Origin of the sequence: Acidisoma sp. S159 (assembly GCF_009766125.1) — a bacterium.
GTDB lineage: Bacteria > Pseudomonadota > Alphaproteobacteria > Acetobacterales > Acetobacteraceae > Acidisoma.
Genome location: NZ_LMUG01000048.1, coordinates 46679 through 61762 on the forward strand (window position 1 = coordinate 46679; position 15084 = coordinate 61762).

Consider the following 15084-nt stretch of genomic DNA (forward strand, 5'->3'; position numbering starts at 1 on the left):
CCCCGCATGTTCTCGAAATTCTTCATCGAGCGGCCCGTTCTCTCGAACGTCATCGCCATTGTCTTCGTGGTGATCGGCCTCGTCGCTTTGCTCGGTCTGCCGATCGCGCAGTATCCGAATGTCGTGCCGCCGACCGTGCAGGTCTCCACCAGTTACCCCGGCGCCAGCTCCCGCACCCTGATCGATACTGTTGCCTTGCCGATCGAGCAGCAGGTCAACGGCGTGCAGGACATGCTGTACATGCAGTCCACCAGCGCCAGTGACGGCACGTACAACCTCATCGTCACCTTCAAGATCGGCACCGACCTCAACTTCGCCCAGGTGCTGGTGCAGAACCGCGTCTCCGCGGCGCTCGCCCAGCTGCCGCCCGCCGTGCAGGCGCAGGGCGTCGTCGTCCAGCAGAAATCGACCGCGATCCTGCAGATCATCACGCTGAGTTCGCCGAATAATCGCTACAGCGGCCTCTATCTGAGCAATTACGCCACCATCAACCTGGTCAATCCGCTGGCACGTCTGCCCGGTGTCGGCAATGTCGCGGTCTTCGGCGCCGGCAATTACGCGATGCGCCTGTGGCTCGACCCAAATGCGCTCAAGGCGCGCAACCTGACGCCGAGTGACGTAATCAACGCGGTGTCGCAGCAGAGCCAGGCCGTGACGGCTGGTCAGATCGGTGCGCCCCCGGCACCGGCCGGGCAGGCTTTCCAATACACGATCAATATCCAGGGGCGCCTGACCGACGTCGACCAATTCAAAGACATCATAGTCAAGACCGCGCCCGGCGCGAACGGGCTCGTAACACGGGTGCGCGACGTCGCGCGGGTCGAGCTCGGCGCCCAAACGTACGGCCAGGCTTTCACGCTCAACGGTCAGCCGGCCACGGGTATCGGCATCTACCAGACGCCCGGTGCCAATGCGCTCCAGGTCGCGACCGAAGTGCGGAAGGCGATGGCGGGGCTGTCCAAAACCTTCCCGCAGGACCTCACCTACGGGATTCCCTTCGACACCACGCTCTTCGTCTCCGCCTCGGTTGAGGAGGTCTACAAGACCCTCATCGAGGCCGGCATTCTGGTGCTGGTCGTCATCCTGGTCTTCCTGCAGGATTGGCGCGCGACCCTGGTGCCGGCCACGACGGTGCCGATCACCGTCATCGGCGCCTTTGCGGCGATGTCGGCGCTCGGCTTCACCATCAATATGTCGACGCTCTTCGCCATCGTGCTGTCGATCGGCATCGTGGTGGATGATGCGATCGTGGTGGTGGAAGGTGCCGCCCAGTACCTCGAGAAGGGGCTGAACGGCCACGATTCGGCGATCAGCGCCATGCGGGATCTGTTCGGCCCGATCGTCGGCATCACGCTGGTGCTCATGTCGGTGTTCATCCCGGCCTCGATGACACCGGGCCTCACCGGCCAGATGTATGCGCAGTTCGCCTTGGTGATCGCGGCGACGGCGCTCATCAGCGCCATCAACGCCGCGACGCTCACGCCCACGCAATGCGCGCTTTGGCTGCGCGTCCCGAAGGCACCCGAGAAGCGCAACATCCTCGCCCGCGGCTTCAACCACGGCTACGACGGCCTCGCCAGATGGTATGCCGGCCTGATCGCCCATATGACCAATCATGCCGGCCCGATGGCGCTGATCGCCCTTGTGCTGATGGGCTTCGCCGTCTGGGGCATCGCGCGGCTGCCGACCGGCTTCCTGCCGACCGAGGATCAGGGCTATCTCCTGATCGGCGCGCAATTGCCTGATGGTGCCTCGCTCGGCCGGACGACGCAGACGCTCGCCAAGATCCAGCAGATCGCGCAAGCCACGCCGGGCGTCGCCACCGTCATCAACATCAACGGCATCTCGATTCTCGACAACAGCGCGACGCTCGCCAATGCCGGCGTCGCCTATGTGATTCTGAAGGACTGGAGCAAGCGCGGTAAGGGCGAGGATCTTCGCTCGATCTACATGAACCTCACGCGCCAGTTGCAGGCGGTGCAGTCGGCCGCGACTTTCGTCCTGGTGCCGCCGGCGATCCAGGGCATCGGCAATTCCAACGGCTTCGACATGGTCGTGGAACTACGGGACGGCAGCGCCGACTACGCCAAGCTGCAGACCATCGCGCGAACCATGGTGAGTGCCGCGGCGGGCCAGAGCGGCATTGCCCATCCCAGTACCTCATTCCGCGCCGGGGTGCCGCAGTATCAGGTCGTGGTCGATCGCGTGAAGGCGGAGACCCTGCACGTCAATATCGGAGAGATTTTCGCGACCATCTCCTCCTATCTCGGCTCGACCTACATCAACCAGTTCAACAAATTCGGCATGACCTTCCAGGTCTATGCCCAGGCCGATGCACCCGATCGCCTGCGCCCGGATCAGCTAGAGCAGCTGCAGGTACGGGCCGAGGACGGCACGACGATGATCCCGCTCGGCACCCTGGTCCGCATCAAGCCGATGGTGGGGCCGTCGCTGATCAGCCTGTACAATCTCTACCCCTCCGCGACGATCGTCGGTGGCGCGGCGGCGGGCTTCAGCTCGGGCCAGTCGCTCGATCTCATGCAGCAGGTGGCGGCGCATAACCTGCCGCGCGGCTCGGCCTTCGACTGGACCGCGATGTCCTATCAGGAGAAAGCCGCCGGCGGCCAAATCATCTACGCCTTCGGCTTCGCGCTGCTGCTGGTCTATCTCGTGCTCGCCGGCCAATACGAAAGCTGGATCACGCCCATCGCCGTCTTGCTCGCCGTCCCGCTCGCGCTGCTGGGTCCCGCGCTGGTACTGGGGCTGCTCGGTCTCGACAACAATCTCTACACGCAGGTGGGCTTGCTTCTGCTCATCGCGCTCGCCGCGAAGAACGCCATCCTCATCGTCGAGGTCGCGCGTGAGCAGCGAGCGATCCATGGGCTGTCGATCTTGGAAGCGGCCCGCGCCGCCTCGCATGCCCGTCTGCGGCCGATCCTGATGACCTCCTTCGCCTTCATGCTCGGCGTCGTGCCGCTCATCCTCGCGACCGGCGCGGGCGCCAACTCGCGCAAGACCATCGGCATCACGGTGTTCAGCGGCATGGCCGCCTCGACCCTGCTCGCGGTGCTGTTCGTGCCGTCCTTCTTCGTCGTGCTGCAGCGCTTCGATGAGTGGCGCAGCGGCGCCCGCAAGCCGGTGACACCTCCGGCGCCCACGCCCGCTGCCACGGCATGACGCTTTGGCTATCCCAGCTGCCGCTTTGGCTTTCGGCGCTGCTGATTGTCGTCGTGATGACCGGGCTCACCATGGTCGGCCCGTATCTCGTCCGAAAGATTTTCGGACTGGACCGGCTGATCACCAACAACGAGGTCGCCGGCTTCAAATTCGCCGTGCTCGGCGTGATCTACGCGGTGCTGCTCGGCTTCGCCGTCATCGTGGTCTGGGAGAGGTTTCGCGATGCGGGAGCGGCGGTGACGGAGGAAGCCGCCGCCGCTGCCTCGATCTACCGCTTGTCGCCCGGTGTCGACGCCGCCCATCGCCCTGCGATCGACCGCGCGCTGTCGCACTATCTGGAGAGCGCCGGGAAAGATGACTGGCCCGCAATGGATCGCGGCAAAATCAGTCCCGTCGCGACGCAGGCACTTACCGACATCTACACTGCCGTGCTTGCCGTCTCCCCGAATAATACACGAGACGAAGTCGTCATGCAGGCGATGCTCAACCAGCTCACGGCCATGACCGAAGGCCGACGCGCGAGGTTCGAGCTTTCCGGCGGTATCGTGCCCGGTGTTTTGTGGCTCGTGCTGTTTTTCGGCGCGCTGCTGACGCTGTCCTTCACTTTTTTCTTCGGCGCCAAGAATCTATTCGCGCAAACCCTGATGGCGGGCATGCTGGCTGCTGTCATCTTCATGGCGCTCTTCATGGTCGTCGCCCTCGACCACCCCTTCTCGGGCGGCATCCGGGTCTCGGCTGAACCACTGGAGTATGTGTTGCGCACGCTTGCGCCAGCTGAGCCGCCCTAACCAGCTGATTGAGGAGCCGCCGCGCCTAATTCGGCTTCAGCGGCTTTAAAGTTTCCCGTGGCAGTATTTGAACTTCTTCCCTGACCCGCAGGGGCAGGCGGCGTTGCGCGGCGTTGCGCGCCACTCGGCGGGCAATTCCGCCAGCGTCGTGCCGCTCTCCGCCACCGCGACGGCGAGGCCCGTGGGTGAGCCCGTCGCCAAATCCGGATCGCCCATCATCGACATCAGCGACGGCTCAGGATGGCTCTCGATCATCGGGGGCAAAGCGGGCTCGGCTTCCACCGGCCGCCCAAGCTCGACCCGCGACACGATCGACGTAACCCTCTCCTTGAGATCCTCCAGCAGTGCCCCGAACAGCGAGAACGCCTCGGACTTGTATTCGCGCAGCGGATCGAGCTGACCATAGGCGCGCAGCCCGATGCCCTGCCGCAAGTGATCCAGGTTCAGCAGATGCTCCTTCCAAACCTGGTCGAGCGTTTGCAACAGCAGTGACTTCTCGACCATCCGCATCAGGTCGGGGCCGAAATTGGCCGTCTTCGCCGCCATCATCGAATCAGCCGTCGACTCTATGCGCTCGCGGATACCGGTCTCGTCGATGCCCTCCTCGCGGCCCCAATCGACGATCGGCAGTGACAGGTTCAGCAACCGCTCGACATCCTCGGCAAGCTCCGCGGTTTCCCACTGCTCGGCGAAAGCCTTCTCGGGAATGCGGCGGGAGACCACCGCGGAGATGACCTCGTTGCGCATCTGCGAAAGCATCTCCGAGACATCCTCGGACTTCATGAATTCGCGGCGCTGGGCATAGACCTCCTTGCGCTGGTCATTCATCACGTCGTCGTATTTGAGCAGCGTCTTGCGGGTATCGAAGTTGCGCGCCTCGACCTTCTTCTGCGCCTTTTCCAGCGCGCGGTTGATCCAAGGATGGGTGATCGCCTCACCCGGCTTGAGGCCGAGGCGCTGCAGCATCCCGCCCATCCGGTCCGAACCGAAGATGCGCATGAGGTCGTCTTCGAGCGACAGGAAGAATCGGCTGTGCCCAGGGTCGCCCTGACGGCCCGATCGCCCGCGCAACTGATTGTCGATACGCCGGCTCTCATGCCGCTCCGTGCCGATGACATACAACCCGCCGGCCGCGACCACCGCATCGTGGTTGCGCGCGATCTCGGCCACCAGCTCGACATTACGGCGGTCGTATTCCTCAGGGTCGGTGATCTCCGCGAGTTCGAGCTTGCGGCGCATCTCGACATTGCCGCCGAGTTTGATGTCGGTGCCGCGCCCGGCCATGTTGGTCGCGATGGTGATGGCGCCCGGCGCGCCCGCCTGGGCGATGATCGCCGCTTCCTGCTCATGGAAGCGCGCGTTCAGCACCGCATGCGGCACATTCTGTTGCGTCAGGATTTCGCTGAGCAGCTCGCTCTTTTCGATGCTCGTCGTGCCGACCAGAACCGGCTGGCCGCGTTTCCGCGTCTCGGCGATCAGCGTGCCGACGGCGGCGTATTTCTCCTCCGCCGTGCGATAGACCTCGTCGTCCTCATCCTTGCGCGCCACGCCTACGTTGGTGGGGATATCGACCACCGAGAGCTTGTAGATTTCCTCGAACTCGTCGGCCTCGGTCATCGCCGTGCCGGTCATCCCGGCGAGCTTGGGATAGAGCCGGAAGTAATTCTGGAAGGTGATGGAGGCGAGTGTCTGGTTCTCGGGCTGGACCGTGACGTGCTCCTTGGCCTCGAGCGCTTGATGCAGCCCTTCGGAATAGCGGCGGCCTTCCATCATGCGGCCGGTGAACTCGTCGATGATCACCACCTTGTCGTCGCGCGTGATGTAATCGACGTCGCGGGTGAACAGCACATGCGCGCGCAGGCTCTGCTGCACGTGATGCAGCATGGAAATATTGTGGACGTCGTAGAGATTGCCTTCGAGCAGGATGCCGTGGGCGCGGAGTATTTCCTCCGCGCGCTCGTTGCCCGCTTCGGTCAGGGTCACGCTGCGGGCCTTCTCGTCCTTCTCGAAGGTTTCCGGCTCTTTTGCCATCTGCAGCACGATGAGATCGACCTGGCGGTACAGGTCGGAACTATCCTCGGCCGGGCCGGAGATGATGAGCGGCGTGCGCGCCTCGTCGATCAGGATGCTATCGACCTCATCGACGATCGCGTAGTTGAAGTCGCGCTGGACCATGTCCTCCAGCCGGTACTTCATGTTGTCGCGCAAGTAGTCAAAGCCGAATTCGTTGTTGGTGCCGTAGGTGATATCGCAGGCGTAGCTCGCCTGGCGCTGCCCGTCCTCCAGCCCGTGCACGATGATGCCGGTGGAAAGGCCGAGGAAGCCGTACAGCCGGCCCATATCCTCCGCGTCGCGTCGCGCCAGATAGTCGTTCACCGTCACGACATGGACGCCCTTGCCGGGCAGCGCATTGAGGTAGACGGGCAGAGTGGCGACCAGGGTCTTGCCCTCGCCGGTCTTCATCTCGGCGATGCGCCCGGAATGCAGTACGACGCCGCCCACCAGCTGCACGTCGAAGTGGCGCAGCCCGAGCACGCGCTTGGACGCCTCCCGCACCACCGCGAAGGCTTCGGGCATCAGCTCGTCCAGCGTGGCGCCGCCGGCCAGGCGCTGGCGGAACTCAGCCGTTTTGCCGCGCAAAGCCTCATCGGTCAGCGCCGAGATCTGGGGCTCCAAGGCATTGACCTCGGGCACGATCCGGCGATAGCCCTTGAGGACGCGTTCGTTGCTGGTTCCGAAAATGGCGCGAGCGAGAGATCCGAACATGTGAACCTTGGGTCAGATAGGGCCGGGAGGCGATCCCGCCGGCATCCGCGGAGCCGCCCGGTCTGTGGCACGGCCCGGGCTCATCCGGTGCGGAGGGGCGCAGTGATAGGATCCTGGCCCGCACCGGTCAACGCGAGCGTTATGAACAAGCGTTAACGCCCGCCGCCTTGTGATGCCATGGCTCTTCCGCCATTGTCCCGCCCCATCCTGCCCCAGCCATCGCCCCGCGAGGTCTCTCATGCGTTCCGACCGCCTTTTTTCGCGTGCCTGCCTAGCCGCATTGGTGACCAGCGGCCTCTCGCTGGCCCTCCCATCCCTTGCCAGCGCGCAGTCACCACCGGCCGCCGGCGCCCCGCCGGGCACCATGGCACCCGCCCCGGCCGGTGCCCAGGCGCAGGCGCCCGTCGATCCGAACACCGTCGTCGCGACTGTGAACGGCCAGGATATCCACCTCGCGGATGTCTCCGAACTCACGCGCAACCTGCCGCAGCAGCTCCAGGGCATGCCGCCCGATCAGCTCTACCCGATCCTGCTCGAGCAGCTCGTCGATCAGAAGGCCATGGCGATCGCCGCCCGCAAGGATGGTCTGCAGAACGACCCGCTGGTGCAGAAGCGCATCGCCGTCGGGATCGACCAGGTGCTCCAAGGCGCCCTCGTCTCGAAGGTTGTCGGCCCGGCCATCACCGAGGATGCCGTGAAGGCCGTCTATGCCAAGGACTACGCCGATAAGCCGGGGATCGAGGAGGTGCATGCGCGCCATATCCTCGTGTCGAACGAGCAGCAGGCCAAGGACATCATCAAGCAGCTCGACCATGGCGCGGATTTCGCCAAGCTCGCGAAGAAATATAGCAAGGATCCCGGTGCGGCGAACGGTGGCGATCTCGGCTACTTCAAGAAGACCGATATGGTGCCCGAATTCGCTGAGGCGGCCTTCTCGTTGAAGGACGGCCAGATCACCCAGACCCCCGTTCACACCCAGTTCGGCTATCATGTGATCCAGGTGCTCGGCCACAAGACCGATCCGGCGCCCAGCCTCGCCGATGTGCATGACAAAATCCGCAATGATCTGATCCAGGAGAATGTCCACAAGCTGCTGACCCAGGTGCGCAGCCAGGTGACGATCAAGGAATTCGGCCCGGACGGCACGCCGATGGCGGGACCCAACGGCCCAGCCCCCGGCGCACCGGCTGCCGCGGCACCCTCCGCCACGCCAGCGCCAGCCGCCGCACCGGCTCCCGCGAAGCCCGCGGCTCAGTAGCCGCGCCGGCGCCATGGCCAAGATCACCGAGGTCTCGCCCCTCGCGGTTCCCTTGCCCTTGCTCGGCCCCGTGCCGGGCGTCCGGCTTGGGGCCGCGGAGGCCGGCATTCGCTATCGCGGGCGCCGCGACCTCATGATGATGGCCTTCGCGCCCGGCACCACTGTCGCTGGCGTCTTCACCCGCAACCTCTGCCCCGGCGCGCCGATCGACTGGTGCCGGGAGGTGCTGCCCGCCGGCGCCGCCCGCGCGCTGGTGGTCAATGCCGGCAACGCCAATGTCTTTACGGGCCGCGCCGGCGCCGAAACCGTGCGCGCCACCGCCGAGGCCGCTGCCGCACTCGCCGGTTGCGCGCCCGCCGCGGTCTTCGTCGCCTCGACCGGGGTGATCGGCGAGGTTCTGCCGCATGAGCGCCTGACCGCGGCACTCCCCGCGCTCCACGCCGCCCTCGGCGAGAACGGGTGGGAAGACGCGGCCCGCGCCATCATGACCACCGACACGTTTCCGAAGGCGAGCACCCGCCGCGCCCGCATCGGCGGCACGGCGGTCACCATCAACGGCATCGCCAAGGGCAGCGGCATGATCGCCCCCGACATGGCGACCATGCTGAGCTTCGTCGCCACCGACGCCGCGATCCCCGCGAGCGTGCTGCAGACGCTATTGGAGCGCGGCGTCGCGCCCAGCTTCAACTGCATCACAGTCGATAGCGACACCTCGACCAGCGACACCCTTCTGCTCTTCGCCACCGGCCAGGCGGCGCATCCGGCGGTCAGCAGCGCAGACGACCCCGCCCTTGCGGGTTTCGCCGAGGCTTTGAACGCCGTGCTCGCCGATCTCGCCCTGCAAGTCGCGCGGGATGGGGAGGGCGCGCAGAAGCTTATCCGCATCGAGGTGACGGGCGCTGTCTCTGCCATCTCGGCCAAGCGCATCGCCTTCGCCATCGCCCATTCGCCCCTGGTCAAAACCGCCGTCGCCGGAGAGGACGCGAACTGGGGACGCATCGTCATGGCCGTCGGCAAAGCCGGGGAACCCGCCGACCGCGACCGTCTGGCGGTCGGCATCGGCGGCACCTGGATGGCCCGCGATGGCACCGTGGTGGCCGGCTATGACGAGGCCCCGGTGGTCGCCCATATGAAGGGGCGGGAGATCCTCATCGCCGTCGATATCGGCCTCGGCGAAGGCGCCGCGACTGTCTGGACCTGCGACCTCACGCACGGCTACATCGACATCAATGGAAGCTATCGGAGCTGAGGCCCCCCTCAGCGTGAAAACCAGCGCGAGTGAAAGCGCGGCGGAGGAGTCGTATCCGACCCTCACCACCGAGCGTCTCCTGCTACGCCCATTCCAACCCGCCGATGCGGAACACCTCCACCGCCTCCTCAATGACTGGGAGGTCTGCCGGATGCTGCAGACCGTCCATTTCCCTTATCCCCTCGAGGACGCGCAGGAGTGGCTCGCCGATGCCGTGAAGAAGCGACGGGAGGGCCGCGCCTTCCACCTCGCGATCACGGGGCGGGAGGACGGAAGCGAACTCCTGATCGGCGCGGTCGGCCTCAAGCTGGTGCAGGGCAAGCGGCGCGCCACGCTCGGCTATTGGATCGGCCGGCGCTACTGGGGCCATGGCGTCGCCACCGAGGCCGCCGGCCGCATGTTGCGCTGGGCCCTCGCCAATCTCGACCTCGACGAGGTCGAGGCGGTGGCGGCGGCCAACAACCCCGCCTCCGCCGCCGTGCTGCGCCGCATCGGCTTCCGCGAGACGGGCGCCGGGCGCGAGATGTTCCGCGCGCGCGGCAGCAAGCAGCCGGTGCTGAGTTTCACCGCGACAAGGGCCGATATCCCGGCTCTCGCCGCCTTGGAGACGCCTGCCCCGAGCCCGCCGGCGCTGGAGAACGGGCTGCCCATGCTGCTCGTCGCCGCCTGTGCCCTGGTCGATGCCGAGACCCGCGTGCTGATCGCCCGCCGTCCCGAGGGCCGCGCCATGGCGGGCCTCTGGGAGTTCCCCGGCGGCAAGATGGAGCCCGGCGAGAGCCCGGAAGCGACGCTGGTCCGCGAACTGCGCGAGGAACTCGGTATCGAACTGTCACGGTCGAGCCTGGCGCCCTTCGCCTTCGCCTCGCACGCCTATGAGCGCTTTCATCTGCTCATGCCTCTATTCCTCTGCCGCCGCTGGCAGGGCATTCCATCGGCAAGGGAAGGGCAAACCTTGCGCTGGGTGCGGGCGGATGAACTCGCCGATTTCCCTATGTTGCCCGCCGATAAACCCTTGCTGCCGATGCTGCGCGATTTCCTGTAAGCACGAAAACGACCCCGAAGGAGGCTCCGGCTCCATGCCTAACCCGACCGCCTGCCTTCTCGTCATCGGCAATGAAATACTCTCCGGCCGCACGCAGGACATCAACATCAAGTTCCTCGCCACACGCCTCGGCGAGATCGGTATTCCGCTGCGCGAGGTGCGGGTCATCCCCGACATCGCCGCGACCATCATCGCCACCGTCAACGAAGTGCGGGCCGCCTTCGACCATGTCTTCACCACCGGCGGCATCGGGCCGACCCATGACGACATCACCAGCGAATGCATCTCGGCGGCTTTCGGCGTGCCCTGGGAAATCCACCCGGAGGCCTTCGCCCTGATGGAGGCGCGCTACGCCAAAGGCGAGTTCAATGCCGCCCGCCGCCGCATGGCGACGATGCCGCGCGGCGCCACGCTGATCAAAAACGCGATCTCCGCGGCGCCTGGCTTCAGCATCGGCAATGTCCATGTCATGGCCGGGGTGCCGCGCATCATGCAGGCGATGTTCGACGCGCTCGCGCCGACCCTGGCTGGCGGCAAGCCGGTCATTTCCCGCGCCGTCTATGCGATGGGACTGATGGAGGGCACCATCGCCGCTGGCCTGGAGGCGATCCAGAACCGCTATCCGGAGCTCGATGTCGGCAGCTATCCCTTCGCGCGTGACGCCGGCCATGGCGTCGCCATCGTCAGCAAGGGCACCGATGTCACGGAGGCCGAGGCGGCGACGGCCGATGTCACCGCCCTCATGGCGGGTCTCGGCCTGGCGCCCATTCAGGGAGAGCCGGTGTGACGACCACGCGCGCGCGGTCGCGCTGAGGTGGCCTGGCTGCTGATCGTTTTCTCTGGCCTGTGTGAGCCGGTCTGGACCTATTTCCTGAAGCAATCCCAAGGCTTTTCGCGCCTCTTGCCGTCCGCGATCACCTTAGTGGTCTCCGGAATGAGCTTCCTCGCGCTGAGCTTCTCGCTCAAGAGCCTGCCGCTCGGTCCGGGCTATGCGGTCTGGACCGGCATCGGCACCATCGGAACGGCGGTGACCGGCGTCATTCTCCTCGGCGAGCCGATCACCGTGGCCCGCGTTCTCTCCATCGCCGCCATCATCGCCGGGACCATTGGCTTGCGGCTGACGACATCGGGGTAAGAAGCCCGTCGCGAGCCTTATTGGGCGATCGTCGCATTCCCGTCGGCCGCGCTGAGCTTCGCCGGCGGATCGCCCATCCAGGTCTGCATCAGCGTGTAGCTGACCGCCAGGATGGCCGGGCCGATGAACAATCCGATAAGGCCAAAGGCGACAAGCCCGCCGAGCACGCCGACCAGGATCAGCAGCAGCGGCAAATCCGCCTGCCGCCTGATCAGGACCGGCCGCAGCACGTTGTCGAGCACGATCGCCAGGATCGTGAACAGCAGCAGAACCACCGCCATCGTTGTGCCGCCGTAGACGAACATCCAGATCACGGCTGGGATCAGCACCAGCCCTGGCCCGGCCTGCGCGACGCAGACCACGAACATCACCGCCGTCAGCACCACCGCGAAGGGCACACCGGTTATCCAAAGCCCCAGGCCACCGATCAGCGTCTCGACCAGCGAGGTCACCATCACTCCCATCGCCACGGCGCGGATGGAGCGCCCGGCCAGCCGCACCATCTCCTCCCCGCGCTCTCCGGCGAGCCGGCGGCCGAAGCGGTCGAGCAGCCGGACCCCGGCTTCGGCATGGACATCGATGAGGGCGACAATCACGACGGTCAGCAGGAACTGGATCAGCAGGCGCCCCAGGCCGCCGATGCTGCCCAGCAGCCAGCCGATCGCCAAACCCGCATAGGGCCGTAGCGTCGGCGCAAGCTTGCTGAGGCCGCTTGCATCGATATCCCGCCACAGCTCGGCCAAGCTGGGACCGACCAGCGGCAGCGTCTCGAGCCAATGCGGCGCCGGCGGCAGCCGGAAGCTGACTGCGGCCTGCGCCAGGGCCGCCAGATCTCCCGCATGCCCGAGGATGGTGATGGTCGCGAGCCAGAACGGCAGCACGAAGACGATCAGGACGATCAGCGTCATGACCGCCACCGCCAATCCACGACTTCCCCACAGCAACCGCTGCATCCGCTGCAGCAGCGGCCAGGTCGCGACGGAAACCGTCACAGCCCAGATGAAAGCGGGCAGGAAGGGCCGCACCACCCAAAGCGTGACGATGATGAGTATGCCGATGATCAGGACGGCGAAGACGGTCCGCGTCAGATCATGGCTCGGCGCCGGCTGGGGCATGGGTGGCTTTCACGCTGCAAATTCTCGGGACATACGCAGTTCGCCGAAGGACGGCTGATGCTCTGTCAGTGAGTGCCGGATTGATCAGTTGGTCAGAAACACGCAGGTACGAGCCAAGGCATTAACAAAGGTCCTAGAGCACGATGTCTTTGGTTGAACGGTTCTCGTTCCGTATCGTCATCCTCGGCGAAGGCAGAGGATCCACGGCTTCCTTTCTCCACGAAGGTGAAGGCGTGGATGGCAGGCCTTCGCGTGCCATGACGAAACCTTGTCGCCGTTCAGTAGTCGATCATCTCGCTCTGGGACATCCATCCGCGCCGGGATTTGCTCCGAAGAAAACCTTGCCCGCTCTGGGAGGCGCGCAACGAAATCCCGGAATACTACCCCATCCGCCGCGCCAGCCGCACCGCAGTGTGGCCTCGGCTGGGGCGGAGGCTTGGCATGATGAGCAGGCAGTCGTCATAAGGCGTGCGGATCTCGATGCCGCCATCCAGCGCCAGCAGGGTATCGCGGCGAGGGATCAGATCTCCGCCACGGAACGGGCGGGTGAAGGTGAAACTGCCGGTGCTCGCGGTAATGACCGCCGTGACCTCGGCGAGCGAAGGGGGATCCTCCGTCACGGGAGGCAGCCTTGGCTCGTTTTTCGCCGCCATGCCCAGGGTGCGCATCATGCCGCCGATCGCGCGCAGCGTCGCGGCAACGGTCGGCTCCTCCCAATGCTGGCCGGCCTCGACCAGGATCGCGCGCTGCGCCGTATGCGGATTGGAGAAGGGCGCATAGTCGATCAGCCGCCGCCCATTGGCGTGACCGGCATCCGACACCACCAGCCCCGGCGTTCCGACCGCCTGGGCCAGTTGGCGGCCGCGTGCGGTGGGGCCGCACAGGATGAGCGGGATGGAGGGCCACAGCATCGAATGCAGGTCCAGCAGCGCATCCGCCGTATCGATCAGGGGCCGCATATCCCGCGCCCGGTCGATCTCCAGCGACCGCCGCCCGCCCTCAAGCCAAGCCGGATCCCAGACGCGGTTGAGATCCTCCTCGACATAGCGCGATGCCACAGGCTCCGCCGCATCGAAGCGGCGGAACGCGGCGAGATTGGCGAAGCCGAAGGTGAGCTTCCCGCGCGCCGGCCGCAGATCCGCCCGCAACAGCCGGTCGAGCGCGATCGCCCCGGCCAGCTCGTTGCCATGCATCAGCGACACGAGAACAAGATGCGGACCCGGCGACCCGCTGTCTCGGGTAGTGAAGCCCTCGATCCCGGTATTGCCCGCGTTCCAGGGCGAGAGATCGGGCGGCGTCAGCTCGACCGCGAATTGCGGCAGCGGCGGCAATGCGAGGGAGGCGCTCGCGATCATCCGCAGGCCAGACGGGCGACGCGGCGAATGAAGGCGTCGCAGGCCACGAGTTGGCTCTCCGCGATCCATTCATCCGCCTGATGGGCCTGCGCGATATCACCCGGACCGCAGACGACCGTTGGGATATCCGCCGCGTCATAGAGCCCGGCCTCGGTGCCGTATGACACCTTGCCGGCCCCGTTGGCCCCCGTCGCCTGGCGAACCAGATCGACCACCGCGTGATTATCCGCGGTCGAGAGACCGGGAATCCAATTAAGCACCTCGATCGTGAACCCCGTCTCGGGATCGACCGCATGCATTGCGGGTTCGATCTCGGTGGCGAGATAGGCGCGCAGCGCCGCCGTCTCGCGGTCGAAGTTGTCGCCCGGCACCGTGCGCCACTCCATGTCGCACCAGGCCTGGTCCGGAATGATGTTGATCACCGATCCGCCGCCCATCACCCCGACATGGGCGGTGCTATGCGGCGGCTCGAAACCCGCGATGAACGGACCCTCGGCGGCAAATCGCCGCTGCCGCTGCGCCACCCAGCGCACCGCCTCGGCGATGGCGGTCACGGCATTGACCCCGCGATCCGGAGTGGAGGAGTGGCCCGCCCGGCCGCGCGCCGAGACGCGCAGAGCCATCCGGCCCTTATGCGCGGTGATCGGCTGCATGAGGCTCGGCTCGCCGACCACGCAAAGCGCCGGCTGCCAGCCGCTTTCGGCAACATCCTCGATCAGCCGCCGGGCGCCGTCGCAGCTGACTTCCTCGTCATAGGTGATGAGGAGGTGGACGGGCCGCGCCAGCCGGGCCGCCTGCAAATCGGGGACGGCGCTCAGGCAGGCGGCGACGAAGCCCTTCATGTCAGCGGTGCCGCGCCCATACAGGCGGTCGCCGTCCCGCCGCAGCCGGAAAGGGTCGCTCGCCCAGTCCTGGCCCTCGACCGGCACGGTATCGACATGGCCGGATAGCGCGAGACCACCGGGCCCGGGTGTGCCGATCACCGCATGGATATTGGCCTTCTGCCCGGTGGGGTCGTGACTGACGCGGAAAGGCACGCCATGGGCGCGCAGATAGTCGCCGACGAAATCCATCAGCGGCAAATTGCTGTTGCGGCTCGTCGTATCGAAGGCGATGAGCTGGTCGAGCATCTCCACCGTCGTCATACGGCGGGCTTCGGTAGTGGCAGGCGGCGCGTCGGAGTGCATGACGGGCCATCC

General features: G+C 66.1%; 11 protein-coding genes. 7 read left to right on the plus strand and 4 right to left on the minus strand.

The window, feature by feature from the left end; translation table 11 throughout:
- Nucleotides 1-6: 6 nt before the first annotated feature.
- Both GSQ92_RS15290 and GSQ92_RS15295 read left to right on the plus strand, forming a co-directional pair.
- Nucleotides 7-3177: an efflux RND transporter permease subunit gene (locus tag GSQ92_RS15290; protein WP_158802716.1), complete on the plus strand. Its 3171-nt coding sequence runs from the start codon at nt 7-9 to the stop codon at nt 3175-3177.
- Nucleotides 3174-3965 (plus strand): DUF4239 domain-containing protein, encoded by a 792-nt coding sequence (locus GSQ92_RS15295; RefSeq protein WP_158802715.1) that lies wholly within the window; start codon nt 3174-3176, stop codon nt 3963-3965. The genes GSQ92_RS15290 and GSQ92_RS15295 overlap by 4 nt, the downstream gene beginning before the upstream one ends.
- 45 nt (nt 3966-4010) lie before the next feature.
- Here the strand turns inward: GSQ92_RS15295 and secA are convergent, their stop codons facing one another.
- Nucleotides 4011-6731, minus strand: a complete 2721-nt coding sequence (gene secA / locus GSQ92_RS15300; RefSeq protein WP_158802714.1) for a preprotein translocase subunit SecA — start codon at nt 6729-6731, stop codon at nt 4011-4013.
- Nucleotides 6732-6969: 238 nt separating this feature from the next.
- Between secA and GSQ92_RS15305 the strand changes: the two genes are divergently transcribed.
- From GSQ92_RS15305 to GSQ92_RS15325, 5 genes are read left to right on the plus strand one after another with little or no spacing between them, the layout of a single operon-like run.
- Nucleotides 6970-7989 carry a peptidylprolyl isomerase gene (locus tag GSQ92_RS15305; RefSeq protein ID WP_254065594.1) on the plus strand — a complete coding sequence of 340 codons (1020 nt, stop codon included), beginning with the start codon at nt 6970-6972 and terminating at the stop codon, nt 7987-7989.
- A gap of 13 nt (nt 7990-8002) precedes the next feature.
- On the plus strand, nt 8003-9238 hold the full coding sequence (gene argJ / locus GSQ92_RS15310; protein ID WP_159013659.1) for a bifunctional glutamate N-acetyltransferase/amino-acid acetyltransferase ArgJ: 1236 nt from the start codon (nt 8003-8005) through the stop codon (nt 9236-9238).
- A gap of 13 nt (nt 9239-9251) precedes the next feature.
- On the plus strand, nt 9252-10280 hold the full coding sequence (locus GSQ92_RS15315) for a bifunctional GNAT family N-acetyltransferase/(deoxy)nucleoside triphosphate pyrophosphohydrolase (RefSeq protein WP_254065593.1): 1029 nt from the start codon (nt 9252-9254) through the stop codon (nt 10278-10280).
- 34 nt (nt 10281-10314) lie between these two features.
- Nucleotides 10315-11067: a molybdopterin-binding protein gene (locus tag GSQ92_RS15320; protein WP_158802711.1), complete on the plus strand. Its 753-nt coding sequence runs from the start codon at nt 10315-10317 to the stop codon at nt 11065-11067.
- 27 nt (nt 11068-11094) lie between these two features.
- Nucleotides 11095-11415, plus strand: coding sequence for a multidrug efflux SMR transporter (locus tag GSQ92_RS15325; RefSeq protein ID WP_158802710.1), 321 nt, complete (start codon nt 11095-11097; stop codon nt 11413-11415).
- A gap of 17 nt (nt 11416-11432) precedes the next feature.
- On the opposite strand, the gene ydiK is transcribed toward GSQ92_RS15325, so the two are convergent.
- From ydiK to argE, 3 genes are all read right to left on the minus strand, one after another.
- The gene (gene ydiK, locus GSQ92_RS15330) at nt 11433-12530 is read right to left on the minus strand and encodes an AI-2E family transporter YdiK (RefSeq protein ID WP_158802709.1); all 1098 of its coding nucleotides are present in this window, start codon (nt 12528-12530) and stop codon (nt 11433-11435) included.
- 380 nt (nt 12531-12910) lie between these two features.
- Nucleotides 12911-13885 (minus strand): succinylglutamate desuccinylase/aspartoacylase family protein, encoded by a 975-nt coding sequence (locus GSQ92_RS15335; protein WP_158802708.1) that lies wholly within the window; start codon nt 13883-13885, stop codon nt 12911-12913.
- A complete protein-coding gene (gene argE / locus GSQ92_RS15340; protein WP_159013660.1) occupies nt 13882-15072 on the minus strand; it encodes an acetylornithine deacetylase in 1191 nt (396 codons plus the stop codon). Before argE ends, GSQ92_RS15335 begins: the two co-directional genes overlap by 4 nt.
- Between the last annotated feature and the right edge of the window lie 12 nt (nt 15073-15084).